This window comes from Streptosporangium sp. CA-115845 (genome assembly GCF_050943795.1).
Taxonomy (GTDB): Bacteria; Actinomycetota; Actinomycetes; order Streptosporangiales; family Streptosporangiaceae; genus Streptosporangium.
This window is the reverse complement of the sequence record NZ_CP191988.1, coordinates 7,007,338-7,025,893: the sequence shown is the minus strand read 5'-3', so window position 1 is coordinate 7,025,893 and position 18,556 is coordinate 7,007,338. Positions and strand designations below refer to the sequence as shown.

The 18,556-nt window shown below is 73.3% G+C and carries 10 protein-coding genes; 9 read left to right on the top strand and 1 reads right to left on the bottom strand.

The features are described from left to right. Positions 1-34 precede the first annotated feature (34 nt). From ACQP0P_RS33540 to ACQP0P_RS33525, 4 genes are read left to right on the top strand one after another with little or no spacing between them, the layout of a single operon-like run. Complete coding sequence (locus ACQP0P_RS33540) at positions 35-5,698, top strand: non-ribosomal peptide synthetase/MFS transporter (protein ID WP_433362638.1); 5,664 nt, start codon at positions 35-37, stop codon at positions 5,696-5,698. Continuing rightward, entirely contained in the window at positions 5,695-5,874 is a 180-nt protein-coding gene (locus ACQP0P_RS33535) for an MbtH family protein (RefSeq protein ID WP_433362635.1), read from the top strand. The genes ACQP0P_RS33540 and ACQP0P_RS33535 overlap by 4 nt, the downstream gene beginning before the upstream one ends. Next, on the top strand, positions 5,871-6,119 hold the full coding sequence (locus ACQP0P_RS33530) for an acyl carrier protein (RefSeq protein WP_433362632.1): 249 nt from the start codon (positions 5,871-5,873) through the stop codon (positions 6,117-6,119). Before ACQP0P_RS33535 ends, ACQP0P_RS33530 begins: the two co-directional genes overlap by 4 nt. After that, entirely contained in the window at positions 6,116-7,609 is a 1,494-nt protein-coding gene (locus ACQP0P_RS33525; RefSeq protein WP_433362629.1) for a class I adenylate-forming enzyme family protein, read from the top strand. The genes ACQP0P_RS33530 and ACQP0P_RS33525 overlap by 4 nt, the downstream gene beginning before the upstream one ends. A 39-nt stretch (positions 7,610-7,648) precedes the next feature. Here ACQP0P_RS33525 and ACQP0P_RS33520 read toward each other — a convergent pair whose 3' ends face one another. Continuing rightward, positions 7,649-8,845, bottom strand: a complete 1,197-nt coding sequence (locus ACQP0P_RS33520; RefSeq protein WP_433362626.1) for an RNA-guided endonuclease InsQ/TnpB family protein — start codon at positions 8,843-8,845, stop codon at positions 7,649-7,651. 107 nt (positions 8,846-8,952) lie between these two features. Between ACQP0P_RS33520 and ACQP0P_RS33515 the strand changes: the two genes are divergently transcribed. From ACQP0P_RS33515 to ACQP0P_RS33495, 5 genes are read left to right on the top strand one after another with little or no spacing between them, the layout of a single operon-like run. After that, entirely contained in the window at positions 8,953-10,512 is a 1,560-nt protein-coding gene (locus ACQP0P_RS33515) for a condensation domain-containing protein (RefSeq protein ID WP_433362623.1), read from the top strand. After that, positions 10,509-12,008 (top strand): condensation domain-containing protein, encoded by a 1,500-nt coding sequence (locus ACQP0P_RS33510; protein ID WP_433362620.1) that lies wholly within the window; start codon positions 10,509-10,511, stop codon positions 12,006-12,008. Before ACQP0P_RS33515 ends, ACQP0P_RS33510 begins: the two co-directional genes overlap by 4 nt. Further along, positions 11,995-13,491, top strand: a complete 1,497-nt coding sequence (locus tag ACQP0P_RS33505) for a condensation domain-containing protein (protein ID WP_433362618.1) — start codon at positions 11,995-11,997, stop codon at positions 13,489-13,491. Before ACQP0P_RS33510 ends, ACQP0P_RS33505 begins: the two co-directional genes overlap by 14 nt. A 56-nt stretch (positions 13,492-13,547) precedes the next feature. Then, positions 13,548-15,407 (top strand): non-ribosomal peptide synthetase, encoded by a 1,860-nt coding sequence (locus tag ACQP0P_RS33500; protein WP_433362615.1) that lies wholly within the window; start codon positions 13,548-13,550, stop codon positions 15,405-15,407. Next, positions 15,404-18,487: an amino acid adenylation domain-containing protein gene (locus tag ACQP0P_RS33495; RefSeq protein WP_433362612.1), complete on the top strand. Its 3,084-nt coding sequence runs from the start codon at positions 15,404-15,406 to the stop codon at positions 18,485-18,487. The genes ACQP0P_RS33500 and ACQP0P_RS33495 overlap by 4 nt, the downstream gene beginning before the upstream one ends. Positions 18,488-18,556 lie beyond the last annotated feature (69 nt).

Here is an 18,556-nt window from a genome sequence, read left to right as displayed (position 1 = left end):
AGGTCTCCGGGCCGCGCCGATCCGGCCGGCCGACATGGGATCGCACACTCGGGCGATCCCGTTCCCCGCCACGGGGGAACGCTCACGGGTTCCTCTTCGCCAGTACGGAGGTGTCTTGACGCGAACCGGCCTCTCACCGGCCAAGAAAGCACTGCTCGCCCAGCGACTGGGCGGCCGCGTCGTCACGGCGGCGATTCCGCCGCGCCCTTCCGGAGCGGTGCCCCCGCTCTCCCCGGCGCAGGAACGGCTCTGGTTCCTGGAGCAGTACGCCCCTGGCACCTCCGCCTACACCGTGGCCTTCGCGGCCACGCTGGAGGGGGAGGTCGACGCCGAGGCGCTCGCCCGGGCACTGACCGAGGTGGCCCTCCGGCACGAGAGCCTGCGCACCCGGCTGGTCACCACCCCCGACGGCGGTCCCGCGGTCGTCGTCGACGACGCGCCCGCGGTCGTGCTGCGGACCGCCGGCGACCTCGCGGAGATCGACGAGGAGCTGGCCAGGCCCTTCGACCTCGCCGCGGGCCCGCCGCTGCGGGCGCTCCTGGTCCGGCTTGGACCGTTCGAGCACGTACTGCTGCTCACCATGCACCACGCGATGACCGACGGCTGGTCGTGCGACATCGTCATGGAGGAACTCCTCACCCTGCACGCCGCGTACCGCGAGGACCGCGACCCGGAGCTGCCGCCGGTGCCGGTGAGCTACGGCGACTACGCGCACTGGCAGCGGGAGCGCGACCACGCCGAGGAGATCCGCTACTGGCGGCGGCGTCTGGACGGGCTGCCCCCGCTGGAGCTCCCCGCCGACCGCCCGCGTCCCGCCGAGCAGAGCTGGGAGGGCGCCGCCTGTGGCGTGGCCCTGGACGCCGAGCTCGGTGCGGCGGTCGCCGCGCTGGGCCGCGCCCACGGCGCCACCCCGTACATGATCCTGCTCGCCGCCTTCGAGGTGCTGCTCTCGCGCTACTCGCGGCAGGACGACTTCGCGGTCGGCTCGCCCGTCTCCGGGCGGGACCTGCCCGAGCTGGAGCGGGTGGTCGGCGTGTTCGTCAACTCGCTGCCGATGCGCGCGGACCTGTCCGGCGACCCCACGTTCGCCGAACTGCTGGCCAGGGTCAGGGAGACGGCGCTGGACGCCTACGCCCACCAGGAGCTCCCCTTCGACCGGCTCGTCAGCGAGCTGGGCGTGGAGAGGGACGTCAGCAGGTCACCGGTGTTCCAGGTGATGTTCGCCCTGCAGAACTACCGTTCCAGGCCGCTGGAGGCCCCGGGCCTGACCATGACCCCCTATCCGGTGAAGGCCACGGCCAGCCGGTTCGACCTGGCCCTCTACCTGTTCGAGACCCCCCACGGGATCGCCGGCCACCTCACCTACAGCACCGCGCTGTTCGACCCCGGCACCGTCGCGCGGATGGCGGCGTGCTTCGAGAACCTGATGAGGTCGATCGTCGCCGACCCCGGCGCGCCGATCTCCGAGCTTGAGATCCTCCCGCCGGACGAGCGCCGCCGGGTCCTGGCACTCGGCGAGTCCACCCCCGTGACCCCCTTCGGTACCGGGCTGCTGCACGAGGCCGTGTCCGAGCGGGCCCGGCTCACCCCGGACGCCGTCGCGGTCGTGGCGGGCGACACCTCGCTCGGCTACGCGGAGCTCCAGGGGCGGGCGGAGCGGCTCGCGCGCCTGCTGCGGCGGGCCGGCGTGGGCCGCGGCGACCGGGTCGCCGTCTTCCTGGAGCAGTCGGCGGACACGGCCGTCGCGGTACTCGGCGTGCTCAAGGCGGGCGCCGCCTACCTCCCGCTGGAGCCCGACCATCCCGGTGACCGGATCGCCTACGTGCTCTCCGACGCCGGGGCGCGGGCGGCCGTGACCACGTCCGGCCTTCGTGACCGCCTGCCGGAGGGGCTGCCCACGGTCGGAGTCCCCGCCTCGGGCGACCCGGAAGGCGCCGAGGACTCCGACGGGCCGGACGCCGGGCCGGTGGAGAGCGGGGTGACCCCCGACGACCTGGCGTACGTCATCTACACCTCGGGGACCACCGGGCGGCCCAAGGGCGTGGCCGTGCAGCACCGGCAGGTCATGGTCTATCTCGCCGGGGTGCGGGAGCGGCTGGAGATCGAGCCGGGCGGGGTGTTCGGACTGCTCCAGTCGCTCGCCTTCGACTTCGGGGTGACGATCTTCTACCTGTGCCTGATGACCGGGGGCGCGCTGCACCTCATCCCCCCGCGCACGGCCGCACCGGAACTGGCGGCCTACTTCCGCAGGCACGGCGTCGACCATCTCAAGATCACCCCATCCCACCTGGCGGCGCTGCTCGCCGACGCGACCCCGGACGAACTGCTCCCCGGCAAGCTGCTGATCCTCGGCGGCGAGACGGCACCGCGCGCCTGGGCCGCGGAACTCGCGGCGGCCGGGCGGTGCCGGGTGATCAACCACTACGGCCCCACCGAGGCCACCGTCGGCGTCACCACCTACTCCGTCGAGCCCGGAGCCGCTTCCGAAGTCGCTCCCGCCTCGGGGGCCGCCCCGGGGGCGGGGACGGCGCTGCCCATCGGATCGCCCATGCCCGGGGCGCTGGTACACGTGCTCGACGACAATCTGCGGCCGGTCCCGGCCGGGGTTCCCGGCGAGCTCTACCTGGGCGGCGACCGCCTGGCCCGCGGCTACCTGGGCCGTCCCGGGCTGACCGCCGACCGCTTCCTGCCCGACCCGTACGGCGCCCCCGGTGCCCGGATGTACCGCAGCGGCGACCTCGGCCGCTGGCTGCCCGGCGGGGAGCTGGAGTTCCTCGGCCGGCGTGACCTGCAGGTGAAGGTCCGCGGCTACCGGGTGGAGCCGGCGGAGGTGGAGGCGGTGCTCTCCGAGCATCCGGGGGTGACGGGCGCCGTCGTGGATCTGAGAGGCGGGCGCCTGGTCGCCTACCTGGTCGGACAGGCGGGCCCGGCCGCCCCGGAGGCCGCCGAGATGCGGTCCTGGCTGGCCGAGCGGCTCCCCGACTACATGATCCCGGCCCGCTACGTGTGGCTGGACGAGCTGCCGCTGAAATCCCACGGCAAGGTCGACAGGTCGAAGCTGCCGGATCCTGCCGCCGAGGTCTCGGCGGCGGGGTTCGTGCCGCCGCAGACCGCGCTGGAGGAGACGGTCGCCGGGATCTGGGCCGAGATCCTGGAGGTGGAGCGGGTCGGCGCGCTCGACGACTTCTTCGATCTGGGCGGCCACTCGCTGCTCGCCATGCGGGTGATCGCCCGGCTGCGCGCGCAGGTCCCCGAGCGGGCGGTGACCGTGCTGGAGCTGTTCAAGAACCGCACGGTCAGGGAACTGGCCCGGCTGCTGGAGACCGGCGGCGACGGCGGGCGAGAGCTGCTGCACCGGCTCACCCCGCCCCGCGCCGCCAGGGCCACCATGGTCTGCGTGCCGTTCGGCGGCGGCAGCGCCGTCGTCTACCAGCCGCTGGCCGACGCGCTGCCCGCCGACTGGGCGCTGTACTCGGTCGCGGTCCCGGGGCACGAGCTCGGCGAGCGGTCGCGGCCGTTCGACGAGGTCGCCCGCGAGTGCGCCGAGGAGATCCTCACCGGGGTGCGCGGGCCGCTGGTGCTCTACGGGCACTGCGGGCTCGGCGTCATGCTGATCGTGGAGATCGCCCGGCACCTGGAGGCGGCGGGCCGCCCGGTCGACGCCATCTACCTCGGCGGCGTGTTCCCCTTCGCCCGCCCAGGGCGCGGCCTGGGCTGGCTCGGCACCCTGATGGACCGCATGACCAGCGACCAGGGCAGGATCAACGCGCTCTCCGCGGCGGGGCTCGACGTCGAGGAGTTCGAGCGTGACCAGCTCAGACTGATCATCGAGAACCGCCGCCAGGGCACCCGCATGGCGGAGCGCTACTTCACCCGGCTGTTCGAGGAGGAGGAGGCCCGGCCCTTCGCGGCACCGGTCATCGCGGTGGTGGGGGAGCGGGACCCGGCGACCGAGTTCTACCAGGAGCGCTACCGCGAGTGGCTGCGGCTGTCCGGCACCGCCGCCTGCGTGGTGCTGGACGAGGCCGGGCACTTCTTCGTGAAGTACCGGGCGCGGGAACTGGCCGACATCCTCACCGGTACCCACCTGGCCCTGGCCCGAGGACAGACCGCGCCGCTGGAGCGCGCCGAGGACTCCACCTGGTGGCTCCAGGGCGTCTCCGGTGAGCCCCACCGCTCCGACTCGCCTCCCGCCCTCGTCCCCGTGTCCGGCGCCGTGGAGGGCTCCGACGGCGCCATGCGGACCGGCGGCAGCGCCGATCTCCGGGCCGATCTCCGGATAGTCGGCCCCGACGAGCCCGTCACCGCCCCCGTCACCGCCCCCGCCACCGCCCCCGCCGCCGGCGGGCCTCCGCCCGGCATGCGGCGGTTCCTGCTGGTCTCGGTGGGGCAGCTGGTCTCGATCACCGGGTCCGCGCTGACCGAGTTCGCCATCCCGATCTGGATCTACCTGACCACCGGGTCGCTGGCCAGGTTCGCGCTGTTCGCGGTGCTGGGACTGGTACCCGGCATGCTGGTGGCGCCGCTCGCCGGAGCGATCGTGGACCGTTACGACCGGCGCAAGGTCATGCTGTGCGGGGACATCGGCGCCGGGAGCACGCAGCTCGCGCTGGGCGTGCTGCTCTGGACCGGAAATCTGCAGATCTGGCACATATATCCGTTGCTCGTCTGCCTGTCGATCGCGCTGACCTTCCAGCGGTTCGCCTACGGCTCGGCGATCCCGCAGTTGGTCCCCAAGCGGTTCCTCGGCCACGCCAACGGCGTCGTCCAGATGGCCACGGGCACCGCCCAGCTCGTGGTGCCGCTGATCGCGACCGGGCTGATGGCCACGATCGGGCTGGAGGGCATCCTCGTCATCGACGTCGCCAGCTACCTGGTCGCCACGCTGGTCCTGCTGTTCGTCCGCTTCCCGACCGCCATGCCCTGGCGCCGCAGGGAGAGCGTCCTGGCCGAGATGGCGAACGGCATCCGCCACTCGTGGGGCAACCCCGGCTTCCGCGGCATGCTGGTGTTCTTCGCGGTGCTCAACGTCTTCCTGTCGCCGCTCTTCCTGATGATCTCCCCACTGGTCCTGTCGTTCGCGACGCTCGACGACGTCGGCAGGGTCGCGTTCGCGGGAGGGCTCGGGGTCTTCCTCGGCGGCCTGCTGATGACCGTCTGGGGCGGGCCCCGCAGGCGGCGGCTGTACGGGGTGCTGCTCGCCACGCTCGCCCTGGCGGTGTTCTGCGTGCTCACCGGATTCCAGCAGAACCTCGCCCTGATCGCGGTCGGCTCGTTCGGCATGTCGTTCTGCCTGACCCTGCTGAACGGCGTCTACGCCACGATCATCCAGGTCAAGGTGGCACAGCGGTTCCACGGCCGGGTCATCGCGCTCAACACCCTCGTCGCCTGGTCCACGCTGCCGATCGGCTTCGGCCTGGTCGCACCGTACGGCAGCGCCCTGTTCGAGCCGCTGCTCGCCCCCGACGGCCCGCTGGCCGGCACCGTCGGCCTGCTGATCGGCACCGGCGAGGGCCGCGGCATCGGCTTCATGTACGCCTGCTTCGGGCTGGCCATCGCCGTCATCGCGCTCGTCGCCATGCGCGTACGGGTGCTGGCCCGCTTCGACGCCGACGTACCCGACGCGCTCCCCGACGACCTGGTCGGTTTCGAGGCTCTACGGAGCCGTACCCGCAAGAAAGAGGAGGTTGGGTCATGAGTTTCCTGGTGGTGCTCAACGACGAGGAGCAGTACTCGATCTGGCCGGCGGGCAGGGAACTGCCCGCCGGATGGCGGGCCGAGGGTTTCGAGGGGGACAGGGAGGGCTGCCTCGCCCACATCGACGAGGTGTGGACGGACATGCGCCCGCTCAGCGCGCGCGGGGAGGGGGCATGACCGACCCGCTGGCCTCCAGGATCGCCGGGATGATCTCCGTTGCCTGCGACGGGCGGCTCACCGCCGACGAGATCATCGGCTCCGGCACCTCCCTGTCCGCGCTGGGCGTCACCTCGCTGGCGCTGCTCCGGCTCATCGACGCCGTCGAGGACGAGTTCGACGTCGCCCTCGACCTCGGCGGGGGCGCCGCCTACCTCGACAGCTTCCCGCTGCTGGTCGGTTATGTGAGCGAGCGGACCTCGTGAGCCCGGAGACCGTGCCGCAGCTGCTCGCGCTCCGCGCCGAGCAGGACCCCGAACGGGAGGCGGTGATCGTCGAGGGCGTCGCGTCGATGACGTTCGGCGAGTGGGACCGGCGCTCGGACGACGTCGCGCACGGGCTGCTCGACCGCGGCGTGCGGCGGGGCGACCGGATCGGGCTGCTCTTCGGGAGCCGGGACTGGGTCGACTTCGCCGTCGCCTACTGCGCGGTCCAGAAGGCCGGCGCCGTCGCGGTGCCGCTCTCCGACCGGCTCGCGCCCGCCGAGGTACGGCACATGCTGGCACACTGCTCGGCCTCGGCCCTGCTGTGCGGGCGCGACCTCACCCCGCCGGACGGCGACCGCTGGAGCGCGGCCGTCGCGGAGCTGGAGGGTGGGGCGGCGGGGCCGCCCGGAGTGCGGGTCGAGCCCGCGGACCTGGCCCAGATCCTCTACACCTCGGGCACCACGGGGCTGCCCAAGGGCGTGGGCGCCAGCCACGCCAACCTGGCCTTCGGCTGCGAGATCCGCCCCAACCGCCGCAGGTTCGGCCACTCGCGCCACCTGCTGCACGCCTTCCCGATCGGTACCAACGCCGGTCAGACGATGCTGATGAACGCGCTGGACGCCCGTCCGGCCATGCTCACCCTCGGGCGCTTCACCCCCGGCCGCCTCGCCCGGCTGATCGAGTCGCGCCGGGTCGGCACCGTGTTCGTGGTACCCGCCATGGCCATCGAGTTCCTCAACGCGGGACTGCACGAGCGCCACGACATGTCGAGCGTCCTGCTGCTCGGTTCGGCCGCCTCGGCCCTGCCGCCCGCGGTGGCCGCGCGCCTGGCCGAGGCCTTCCCCAACGCGACGGTCACCAACTACTACACCTCCACCGAGGCCGCTCCCGCCCAGACCATCATGATCTTCGATCCGTCCAGGCCGGGGGCGCTGGGACGGCCCGCGTTCGGCGGGGCCCTGCGCATCGCCGACGCGCACGGCGACCCGCTGCCCCCGGGAGAGACCGGCGAGGTCTGGATGCGCTCACCCACCGCCACCCGCTTCTACTACCGGGACGAGCAGGCGGGCGCCGAGGCGTTCAGGGGCGGCTGGGTGCGGATGGGGGACATCGGCCGGCTGGACGCCGAAGGCTACCTGCACCTCGTCGACCGGGAAAGCGACGTGGTCAAGTCGGGCGCGTTCAAGATCTCCACGCTTCAGGTGGAGGCGGCGCTGCACGAGCACGAGGCCGTCGCGGAGGCCGCGGTGCTCGGCGTTCCGCACCCGGTACTCGGCAGCGTACTCGCCGCGGCGGTGGTGCTGCGGTCCACCGGTACCTCCGGCGGGGATCTACGGGCCTTCCTGATGGACCGCCTGGCCGGGCACGAGCTCCCCGAACGGGTGCTCGTCGTCGACACCCTGCCCAGGAACCAGTCGGGAAAGGTCGTCAAAAGGGAGCTGCGGGGCCTGTTCGAGGTCGCCGCGACAGGTCAGACGGAAGGCACTTGACATCCTCCCTCTCCTGAAGGAGAGGGATTCCAACAGCAACTACCCCACCAGGAGGAGGTCGCGTTGAGGTTCACGGTTCACAGGCTCCGGAAACCCGGCGCCTCCCCGCGCAGCCACCGTCTGCCCCACGGCGGTATCCCTGATGTTCTTCGCGGCGTTGACATCGGCGTTGTCCCGATGCCCGCAGGCCACACACAGGAAGAGAGCTTGGCTCTCGCGACTCTCCCCGGCGCGATGCCCGCAGGCGTTACAGGTCTGCGACGTATACCGCGGATCGACCTTCCGCACCCGACCCGGGGCCTTGTGCTCCAGCCGGGTTACCAGCCGGCCCCACCCCGCGGCGAGGATGCCCCGGTTCAGGCCCGCCTTCTGACGGACGCTACTTCCCGGCGCCTCCAGGGTGCCGCGAGCCGACCGCGTCATACCGGCGATTGTGAGGTTCTCCACTGCGATGAGGTCGAAGTCGCGGGCCAGATCGGTGCTGGTCTTCTCGATCCAGTCCGTGCGCCGGTCGCTCTCGCGGGCCTTCAGTCTCGCGATGGCCGCCTTCACCCGCTCACGCCGCTTCGAGCCGCGCCGAGCCTTGGCCAGCTTGCGCTGCAGGCGCAGCAGGCGCGCCTTCTCCCTCTCACGCAGCGTGGGAACGTTCAACAGGTCGCCCGTGGACAGGGCGGCCGATACGGTCACTCCCCGGTCCACGCCGACCGCCTTCCCGGTTGCGGGGGCGGGGATCGGCTCGGGGATCGTGGCGAACGCGACATGCCAGCGGCCCGCCCGGTCACGGGTGATCCGAAACGACTTCGCCTCGGCGCTCACGGTGCGAGACCGGCGGAACCGCACCCACCCCACCTTGGGGACCCGCACCTCACCGACGTGACGCGACAGGCGGCGCACATCGCCGGGTTTGACCGCGACGATGCGAAATCCCTCGGCCTGCCCGCGCCTGCGCCACGTCGGCCGCTTGTGGGTTTTGCCGAAGAAGTTCGCCATGGCCTGGTGGAAGTCCTTCAGCGCCTGCTGCTGCACGATGATCGACCCGCCGCGCAGCCACTCGAACTCCGCTCGCGCCTCGGTGAGCTGACGGCACTGCTCGGCGAACCCCGGCGCCGATTTTCGGCCGCGCTTCCAGTGAGAGTGCTGCTCCACGGCGAGATTCCACACGAACCGGGCGTGCCCGCAGTGCTCGGCCAGTGCCGCCTCCTGGGCGGGCGAAGGCTGCAGCCGGAAACGGGACACGCCGATCAACCTACCGAAAGGCACCGACAGAACATGGACGAACAGAAGGGCTTCCTCCCCTCCCTGAAGGACGGGGCATCCGCCCTAGATGTCGGGTGAAGATGTCGATGTCGCTCACAGCGGGATGGGACCGGGCGACCTTCGCCCAGCACGGTATGTGGATCACCGAGCGGATGGGGGCCGGTGGCCGGGTCTACGCGATGCCGCTCACCCTGCGGCTCGACGGCCCGCTCGACACCGGCGCGATGCTCGCCGCCTGTGCCGCGGCCGTCGAGCGACATCCCGTGCTCGCCGCGGTCCTGGCGGAGCGGGACGGCGAGGTTCGCCTGCTCCCCGGCAAGGTGCCCCCGCCGATCCGCTTCGAGGAGACTCCGCCCGAGCCCGGCCGGCTTGAGGAGGAGGTGGCGCGCCCCTTCGACCTGGAGTCGGGTCCGCCGGCCAGGTTCACCCTCTTCAGGCTGGGGGACGAGCGGCACCTGCTGCAGATCGTCGCCCACCACGCCGTCTTCGACGGCGTCTCCAAGGATCTGCTGCTCCGTGACATCGCCGCCGCCTACGGGGGCTCCGCCCTCGCCCCCCTGACGCTCTCCTGCGACGAGATCGCCCGCGCCGAGCAGGGCCGGGTCGCCGCCGCGCTGGAGGCGGCGGCGGAGTTCTGGCGGCCGAGATGGCAGGACGGGCAGGACCTGCTGCTGCCCGGCCTCACCCGCACCTCGCTGCGCGCCGCGCCCGGCGACACCGTGGAGTTCCGCCTCGGCGGCGAGGTCGCCGCCATCGCCGACCACCTGGGCCTGACCCGCTTCGAGGTCGTGCTGGCCGCGCTGCACACGCTCCTGTACGGGTACGGCAACGCCCGCGTCACGGTGGCGGTGGACCTGTCCACCAGGACCGAGGAGACGCGCGAGCACGTGGGGGCGTTCGTCAACGAGCTGCCCGTGGCCTCCAGCCCGGCCGGGACGTTCGCCGAGTTCGCCCTGTCGATCAGGGAGGAGCTACGGGCGATCTACCGCCATCGCGAGATTCCCCTGGCCAGGGCGCTGGGCGGGATCAGCCCGCGCTCCGCGCTCACCCCCGTCTCGGTCAGCTACCGCAGACGCCCGGCCGGTGACCCCTCCTTCGCGGGACTGGACGCCTCGGTCGACTGGGCGGCGTCCAACGGCGCGGTCCGCAACACCCTGCACCTGCAGATCGTCGACGGCGCCGACGACACGGCCGGGGCCGAGGCCCGGCTGCGGTTCAACCCCGAGATCCTGGACCGCGCCGCCTGCGAGGGCGTCGCCGAGCAGCTGCGGGTCCTGCTCGCCGGCATCGCGGCCCGCCCCGGCGCCCCGCTCGACGAGCTGCCCCTGCCTCCCCGGGTCGTCCCCGCCGATCAGCCCGATCAGGCCGATCACGGCCTCGTCACCGGTCCGGTCTCCGGCGGCGAAGGCGCCAGGGGGGAGGACACCGAGCTCCTCGGGCAGGTCACGGCGATCTGGTGCGAGGTGCTCGGCGTGGACACGGTCCAGCCGGACGACGACCTGTTCGACCTCGGCGGTCACTCGCTGACGATCACCCAGATCATCGCCCGGGTCCGGGACGGGATGGGCGTCGAGCTCTCCTTCGAGGTGTTCATCGACTCCCCGACCGTCGAGGGCGTCGCCGAAGAGATAGCCAGAGCCCGATGACGGCCGAATCCGGACGGCCACCGGTGGTGACCGTCGAGTTCTCCGGGACGCGGGGCGGCGAGTCGCCGCTCACCTGGGGCCAGCTGGCCATCTGGAGGATCACCCGGTGGCTTGAGGACGGCGACCCGTACTTCAACATGCCCTGGGTGCTGCCCGTCTACGGCAGGCACACCCAGGGCGCCGTCATCGGCGCCCTGCGCGGCCTCGTCGAGCGGCACGAGACCCTCAGGACCACCTGTGAGGAGACCGCCGGCGGGCCGGTCCAGCGGGTGGCGAGCCGGGGCCGGTTCGACGTCGAGGTGGTCGACGCCGGGGAGGACAAGCCACTCGCCGCCGCCAAGAGGGTCTCCGCGGGGCTGGCCTCCAGGGGATTCGAGTACGCGGTCGAGTTGCCGTTCCGCTGTGCCGTCGTGACCGTCGGCGGCCGCCCGCGCGCGGTGGCCTTCGCGCTGTCCCACCTGGCGGTGGACGGCTGGGCGCTGGACGTGCTCGCGGGTGACTGGCGGGCGCTGCTGGCCGGGGACGAGCTGCCCGCGCCCGGGTGGCAGCCGCTGGACCAGGCCGTCTTCGAGCGTGAGGGGGCGGGAGCGGCCCGCGGCGAGCGGGCGCTCCGCCACTGCCGCGCCGAGCTTTCGAGGGTGCCGGAGACCATGTTCGACTTCCCCCGCATCACGGCGGAGGAGCCGAGGTTCGTCCGGGTCGGCATGGAGTCGGTGGCCGTCGCCGCCGCCACCGAGATCCTGGCCGGGCGGTGGTCGGTCAGCACGGCCAGCGTGCTGACCACGGCGAGCGCGGTGCTGCTGGGCGTGCTCACCGGGCACCGCCGGGTGGTCATGCAGCTGATCGTGGCCAACCGGCACGACCCCAGGACCGCGGCCATGGCCGGCACCGCGGTGCAGGACGGGCTCCTCGTCCTCGACCTGCCGGACGGGACGTTCGCCGACGTGGTCCGTGCCGGGCACCGGCGGGCGTTGATGGCCTACCGCAACGCGCACTACGACCCGTACCGGATGACGGCGCTGCGCGAGGAGATCGGAAGGGAGCGCGGCACCCCCGTCGACCTGTCCGCCTACTTCAACGACACGCGGACCGTCGCCCACTGGCCCAACCTGCCCAGGGTGGAACCCGCGGGCGACCCGGCCGCGGTCGCCGCCCTCACCGAGCGGACCAGGTTCTTCCTCGTCGGAGCCTGGCCCGAGGTGGACGCCACCGCCTTCTTCGCCACCGGTCCCGCCACGAACACCTGCCAGCTCTACCTGCTGACGGACACCGCCTGCCTGCCGCGCTCCACCGCCTACGCGCTGCTGGGCGGGGTGGAGAGGCTGCTGGTCAGGGCCGTGGCCGAGGAGGTGGCGCTGGACGAGATCGCCGAGCTGTGCGGCATCGTCCCGATCGAGCGCCCCGCCGTCCGGGAGACGGCCTTCCCCGATACGCCGGAGAACGAGGAGGGCCCCGTGGCGGCGAGGTCCAGGGAGGTGGCCGGTGACCACGCCTGACCCCCGCGTCGCCGCGGAGACGGACCTCACGGTGCGGGAGTCCGCGCCGGATGCCGCCCCGCGGGAGCACCCGGCGCAGGACCGCCGCGAGGAACTGCTCGGACGGCTGGCGCGGCTGTCGCCGGAACGGCGCGCGGCGCTGCTGGCAGAGGCGCGGGGGCGGGACGGGGGCAGGCGGTGGCCCCTGTCGTTCGGGCAGGAGCGCCTCTGGTTCCTCAGCAGGTTCGACCCCGGTGACACCACGTACCACACCCCCTGGTGCGTGCGGCTGCGCGGCCCCGTCGACGTGGCGGCGCTCGCCGCCGCCTTCACCCGCGTCGCCGAGCGGCACCACGTGCTGCGCACCCGGTTCCGGCTGGCCGGTGACCGTCCCGTCCAGATCGTCGTGCCCGTCGCGCCGGTGCCGGTGGAGCGGGCGGACGTCACCGGCGACCCGGCCCCGGCCGTCGTGGAGTTCGTGAACCGGCCGTTCGACCTCGAAGGCGGCCCGCCGCTGCGCGTGGCGCTGCTGCGGCTGGGCGAGGAGCACTTCCTGCTCTGCATCGTCCTGCACCACATCGTCGTCGACGGCTGGTCGCTGGACGTCCTCATGCGGGAGGTGACCGAGTGCTACGCCGCCCACCGCGAGGGCAGGCCGCCGGCGCTGGCGGAGCTCCCGGCGCAGTACCCGCAGCTCGCCGAGGAGGACAGACGCCGCGCCGAACAGGACGAGGACGCCTCCCACCTCGACCACTGGACCCGCACGCTCGCCGGGGTGCCGGCGCTCGACCTCCCCGCCGACCACCCTCGTCCCGCCCGCTGGAGCGGGCGCGGCGGGCAGGAGAGCCTGCTCGTGCCCGACGAGGTGATCACCCGGCTGGAGGACGTCGCCAGGAGCGCGCGCTGCACGCTCTTCATGGCGCTGCTCGCCGCCTACCAGGCGACCCTCTCGCTGGCCTCCGGGCAGCGGGATCTGTGCGTCGGGGTGCCGGTCTCCGGCCGGGACCGTACCGAGATCGAGCCGCTGATCGGCTACTTCGCCGGCACGCTCGTGCTCCGTGCCGACCTGTCGGGCGATCCCACCTTCCTCGAACTGATGAAACGCACCCGGCTGACGCTCTTCCGGGGGCTCCAGCACGCCGGCACGCCGTTCGAGCGGATCCTCGCCTCGTTGCGCCTGCCCCGTGACCTGAGCAGGCCGCCGCTCTTCCAGGCCATGTTCAACCTGCACAACCTGCCCAAGGACGACCTGCTGCGGACCACGATGGGCGACCTGTCGGCCGAGGGCTACCCCGTCCCCGCGACGGGCCGTACCAAGGCCGAGGTGTCCGTGGACGCCTGGCGGGGGCCCGAGGGCCTCGGCGGCGTCCTCGACTACAGCAGTGACCTGTTCTCCGCCGGAACCGCGCGGCGCCTGGCCCGCACCTTCACCGACGTGGTGGAGCGGGCCGGGACCGACCCGGGCCTCCGGCTGTCCGACCTGAGAGGTGTACGACCGTGGTGATGTCCTTCCCGGCGCGAAAGCCGGGACTCACGGCACCAGACCCGCAGGGAGAGGGCATGGTGACGGTGCCGGAACTGATACGCGACCGGCTGGAGACGGCACCCGACGCGGTGGCGGTCAGCGGGCAGGGCGGCGAGCTGACCTACCGGGAGCTGCACCGGCGGGTCGACGACCTCGCCGCGGTGCTGCGCGAGTGGGGAGTGGGCCCCGAGGTCCCGGTCGGGCTGTGCATGGAGCGCACCACGGGAATGGTCGTCGCGGTCCTGGCGGTCTGGGCCGCCGGAGGCGCGTACGTCCCGCTCGACCCCGCCTTCCCCGAGGACAGGCTGTGGCTCATGCGCGAGGACGCCGGGATCGGCCTGGTGCTGACCCAGGCCGGCGTGGACCGGCGCCTGCTGGCCGGAGTCCCCCGGATCCTCGTGCTCGCCCCGGACGGCACCGCCCCCACCGCCCCCACCGCCCGCCGCGGCACGCCGCGAGAACCGCGGGGCGACCTGGCGTACGTGATGTACACCTCGGGTTCCACCGGGCGGCCCAAGGGGGTGGAGGTGCCGAGGCGCGCCGTGCAGAACCTGCTCGGCTCGTTCGCCGAACGGCTGAAGCTCACCCCCGAGGACCGCTGGCTCGCCGTCACCACCCTGTCGTTCGACATCTCCGTCCTGGAGTTGCTGCTCCCCCTGGCGTGCGGGGCGCGGGTCGTCGTGGCCTCCGCGAGCCAGGCGGCCGACGGCCGAAAGTTGCGGGCGCTGGCGGTCGCCGAGCGGATCACGGCGCTGCAGGCCACCCCGGCGACCTGGCGCATCCTGCTGGAGGCCGGCGGAGTGCCGGAGACGATCCGCACCCGGCTCTGCGGGGGAGAGGCGCTGCCGCGCGACCTCGCCGACGCGCTCCTCGCCCCGGGGACGAGCCTGTGGAACGTGTACGGGCCGACCGAGACGACCGTGTGGTCCACCGCGGGGATCGTCGCGCCCGCACCGGCCCAGGTCGTGCTGGGGGAGCCGATCTCCGAGACGTCCCTGTACCTCCTGGGCGACGACGGCCTGCCGGTCGCGGACGGCGAGGCCGGGGAACTGCACATCGGCGGGGCCGGGGTGGCCCGCGGCTACCGGGGCATGCCCGCCCTGACCGCCGCCCGCTTCCTGCCCGACCCCTTCGCGGCCGGCGGGGGGACACGCATGTACGCGACCGGCGACCTCGTCCGGCGCACCCCGGACGGCCGCCTGGAGTACCTGGGCAGGGCCGACGGCCAGGTCAAGGTGCGGGGGTTCCGCATCGAGCTGGAGGAGATCGAGACGATTCTGCGTTCGGTGGAGTGGGTGCGCCAGGCCGCCGTCGGCGTCCACCAGGGGCCGGACGGCCTGCCCACGCTGGTGGCGTACCTGGTCGGTGCGGAGGGAGCGGCGACGGAAGGGCCGTGGGAGGCGCTGCGCGCCAGACTCAGGGCGAGCCTGCCCGAGTACATGGTGCCCGCGCACCTCGTCACCCTCGACGCCCTGCCGCTCACCCCCAACGGCAAGCTCGACCGCGCGGCGCTGCCGGCACCCGACAGGGCCCGGGCGTCGACGACCCCCTACCGGGCGCCGTCGAGTTCGGCGGAGGACGAACTCGCCGCGATGTGGGAGGAGGTACTGGGGATCGAGCGGCCGGTCGGGGTCGACGACGACTTCTTTGAGCTCGGCGGGCACTCGCTGACGGCCGCCCAGATCATCGCCAGGGTCCAGGCGCGCTTCGGCGTCGCCGTGCCGCTGGTGGCGCTCTTCGAGCATCCGACCGTCGCCGGGCTCGCCCGGCAGCTGGACCGCCTGGACGACGACGACCTGGACCTCGTCGAGGTCGCCGCGCTGCGCGAGCAGCTCGACGGCCTCGGCGCCGAGGAACTCGCGGCGATCTTCGACGAACTGGGGCCGGGCGCATGAGGGCGCCCCTGTCCCCGGCGCAGGAGCGGCTCTGGATCCTGCAGCGCGTCGATCCGGACGACGCCTCCTACAACATGTATCTCGTACGCCTGCTGCGCGGCCCCCTCGACCAGGCCGCGCTGATCTGGGCGCTCACCGACGTGCTGACCCGCCACGAGAGCCTGCGCACCAGGTTCACCGAGGCGGACGGTGTTCCCTGGGCCGTGGTGGAGAGCGGGGCACCCGGGATCGAGTGGCTGCGCTCCGGGAGCCGCGAGGACGCGGAACGCCTGGTGGCCGAGCGGACCAACGAGCCGTTCGACCTGGCGGCCGGGCCTCCGCTGCGGGTGGCGGTGATCCGGATAACCGACGACCGGCATGTGCTCTGCGTCACGATGCACCACATCATCTCGGACGGCTGGTCGCTCAACGTCATCCTGGACGACCTGGCCGACTGCTACACCGCGCGCCTCGCCGGGGCCGAACCCCGGCTGCGCCCGTTGCCGGTCCAGGCGGGCGACTACGCGCGCTGGCAGCGGCGCAGGGCCGAGCGGGCCGTGCCGTACTGGCGGGAGAGGCTCGCCGCGCCGCCCCCGGTCGAGCTGCCGTTCCGCCGGGAGGGGGCGGGGAGCGGACGAGGCGAGTTCCAGTATGTCCGGTTGTCACCCGAGACGGCGCGGAGGCTGGAGCGGCTGGCCGCCGAGCAGCGCACCACCCTGTTCACCGTGCTGGTCGCCGCGTACCAGACGTTGCTGCTGCGGCACACCGGGCAGACCGACGTCCTGGTCGGCACCGTCGTCGCGGGCCGGGACCGGGTCGAGCTGGAACCGATGGTCGGATACGTCTCCCAGACGGTGATCCTCCGCGGGGACCTGTCGGGCGACCCGCCGTTCACCGGCCTGATCGGCCGCAGCCGTGGCGAGGTCCTCGCCGCGCTGGGCAACTTCTCGGTCCCCTTCGAGCAGCTCGGCCACCCCGTGGAGTCGCTGCTGTCCTCCATGCTCATCCTGCACAACCAGGACGCCGGTCCCCGGCGGGCGTTCGGCGGGCTGACCGTGGCCGACATCGACGCCGGGTTCCGGCAGGCCAAGGTGGACCTCCTCGTCGAGGTGTGGTCCGACGAGAACGGGCTCGGGCTCTCCCTCTGCCACGACACGGGCCTGTTCGAGGCGGCAGAGGTCGGCCGCCTGGCCGCCAGGTTCGCCCTGCTCCTCGAATCCGTCGCGGCCCGCCCCGGCACCCCGCTCTCCGCCCTGCCGATCTGGACCGACGCCGACCACGCCGACATCCACACCCTGTCGGCCGGGCCGTCCGGCTCCGAGCTCACCGGGGACGTCCTGGTTCCCGAGATGATCCGCCGGGCCGCGCGGCGGACGCCCGAGGCCGTCGCCGTGGTCTGCGGGCGGGAGAGCGTCACGTACGGCGAGCTGCTGGCCCGCGCGGGCAGGCTCGCCGGGGTCCTCCGTGACGGCGGGGTCGACCGCGGCGACGTCGTCGGGGTCTGCCTGCCCCGCTCGATCGAGGCGATCACCGCGCTGCTCGCCGTCTGGTGGGCGGGGGCCGTCTACCTGCCGTTCGACCCCGACGTCCCGGACGAGCGGCTGGCCTTCTCGATGGCGGACAGCTCGGCCACCCACCTGATCACCCTGCGCGAACCGCCGCCGGGCGGTGTCCCCGTCGTCGCCCCCGTACTCTCCGGGCGCGATTCCGACGCCCCTTTGGACGTGACCGGGCCGCTGGACGCCGCGTACGTCATCACCACCTCGGGTTCCACCGGCGTGCCCAAGGGCGTGCTGGTGGAGCACGGCGCGGTGGCCGCGCGGGTGCGGTGGATGCGCGCGGACTACGGCCTGACCTGCGGCGACCGGGTCGTCCAGTTCGCCTCGCTCAGCTTCGACGCCCATGTCGAGGAGGTCTTCCCGGCGCTGGCCGCGGGGGCCACGCTGGTGCTCCTCCCCGACGGGGCGACGAGCCTGCCCGACCTGCTGGCCTCGCCGGAGGGTGAGGCGGTCACCGTGCTCGACCTGCCGACCGCGTACTGGCACTCACTGGCCGAGGAGCCCGGCGAGACCGCCTGGCCGGCCTCGCTCCGTCTGGTGATCCTCGGTGGCGAGCAGGTCTCCGCGGCGGCGGTGGAGCGCTGGCGCGGCCTGCTCGGCGACCGGGTCCGGCTGGTCAACACCTACGGCCCGACCGAGGGGACGGTGATCGCCACCGCCGCCGACCTCGGGGCGCGTGACGTCGTGGGCCGCCCGCCGATCGGCGGCCCGATCGCGGAGACCACCGTCCGGGTGCTCGACGACGGGGGAGAGCCCCTGCCACCCGGTGCGGCCGGGGAACTGGTCATCGGCGGGGCCGGGGTGGCCCGCGGCTACCTCGGCAGGCCGGCGCTCACCGCCGGCGCCTTCGTCCCCGACCCGTACGGTACCCCCGGGGCGCGCCGCTACCGGACGGGGGACCGGGCGCGGTGGCGCTCCGACGGGCGGCTGGAGTTCCTGGGGCGGCTGGACGCGCAGCTGAAGATCCGAGGTTTCCGGATCGAGCCGGGTGAGGTGGAGAGCCGCCTGCTCGCCCATCCGCAGGTGGGCCAGGCCCTCGTGACCGGCCGGGGCGAGGAGCTCGTCGCCTACGTCACCGGCACCGCGGATCCGGCGGACCTCAGGGAACACCTGGGGCACTCGCTCCCGCGCCAGCTCGTCCCCACCGCCTGGGTGAGCCTGGAGGCGTTCCCCCTCACCCCGGGCGGCAAGATCGACCGTGCCGCGCTCCCCGAACCGGTCGCCGCCTCCTTTGCCGAGCGGGTCGCGCCGCGCACGGACGCGGAGAGGCTGGTGGCCGGGATCTGGGACGAGCTGCTCGGCACGGGGGCGGTCGGTGTCTTCGACGACTTCTTCGCACTCGGCGGGCACTCCCTGCTGGCGACCCGGGTGGTGGCGCGGATCAGGCGGGCCACCGGCATCGAGGTCCCGATCCGGACCGTCTTCGCCATGAGCACCGTCGCCTCACTCGCCGAGGCGCTGGAGGAACTGCTGATCAAGGAACTGGACGCCCTGACCGACGAGGAGGTCATGGACCTGCTCGCGGGCACCGACCATTCCTGATCCCGCCGGTGGCGCTCTCGGGCGCGCTCCTGGCGGGAATCCGGTGTCGGCCGGGGGCTGTTGGTAAGG

What these genes read in the sequence shown, in the direction of transcription:
- ACQP0P_RS33540 (WP_433362638.1), top strand. Translation starts at nt 35, where the DNA reads ATGGGATCGCACACTCGGGCGATCCCGTTCCCCGCCACGGGGGAACGC.
- ACQP0P_RS33535 (WP_433362635.1), top strand. Translation starts at nt 5,695, where the DNA reads ATGAGTTTCCTGGTGGTGCTCAACGACGAGGAGCAGTACTCGATCTGG.
- ACQP0P_RS33515 (WP_433362623.1), top strand. Translation starts at nt 8,953, where the DNA reads ATGTCGCTCACAGCGGGATGGGACCGGGCGACCTTCGCCCAGCACGGT.
- ACQP0P_RS33530 (WP_433362632.1), top strand. Translation starts at nt 5,871, where the DNA reads ATGACCGACCCGCTGGCCTCCAGGATCGCCGGGATGATCTCCGTTGCC.
- ACQP0P_RS33495 (WP_433362612.1), top strand. Translation starts at nt 15,404, where the DNA reads ATGAGGGCGCCCCTGTCCCCGGCGCAGGAGCGGCTCTGGATCCTGCAG.
- ACQP0P_RS33500 (WP_433362615.1), top strand. Translation starts at nt 13,548, where the DNA reads ATGGTGACGGTGCCGGAACTGATACGCGACCGGCTGGAGACGGCACCC.
- ACQP0P_RS33510 (WP_433362620.1), top strand. Translation starts at nt 10,509, where the DNA reads ATGACGGCCGAATCCGGACGGCCACCGGTGGTGACCGTCGAGTTCTCC.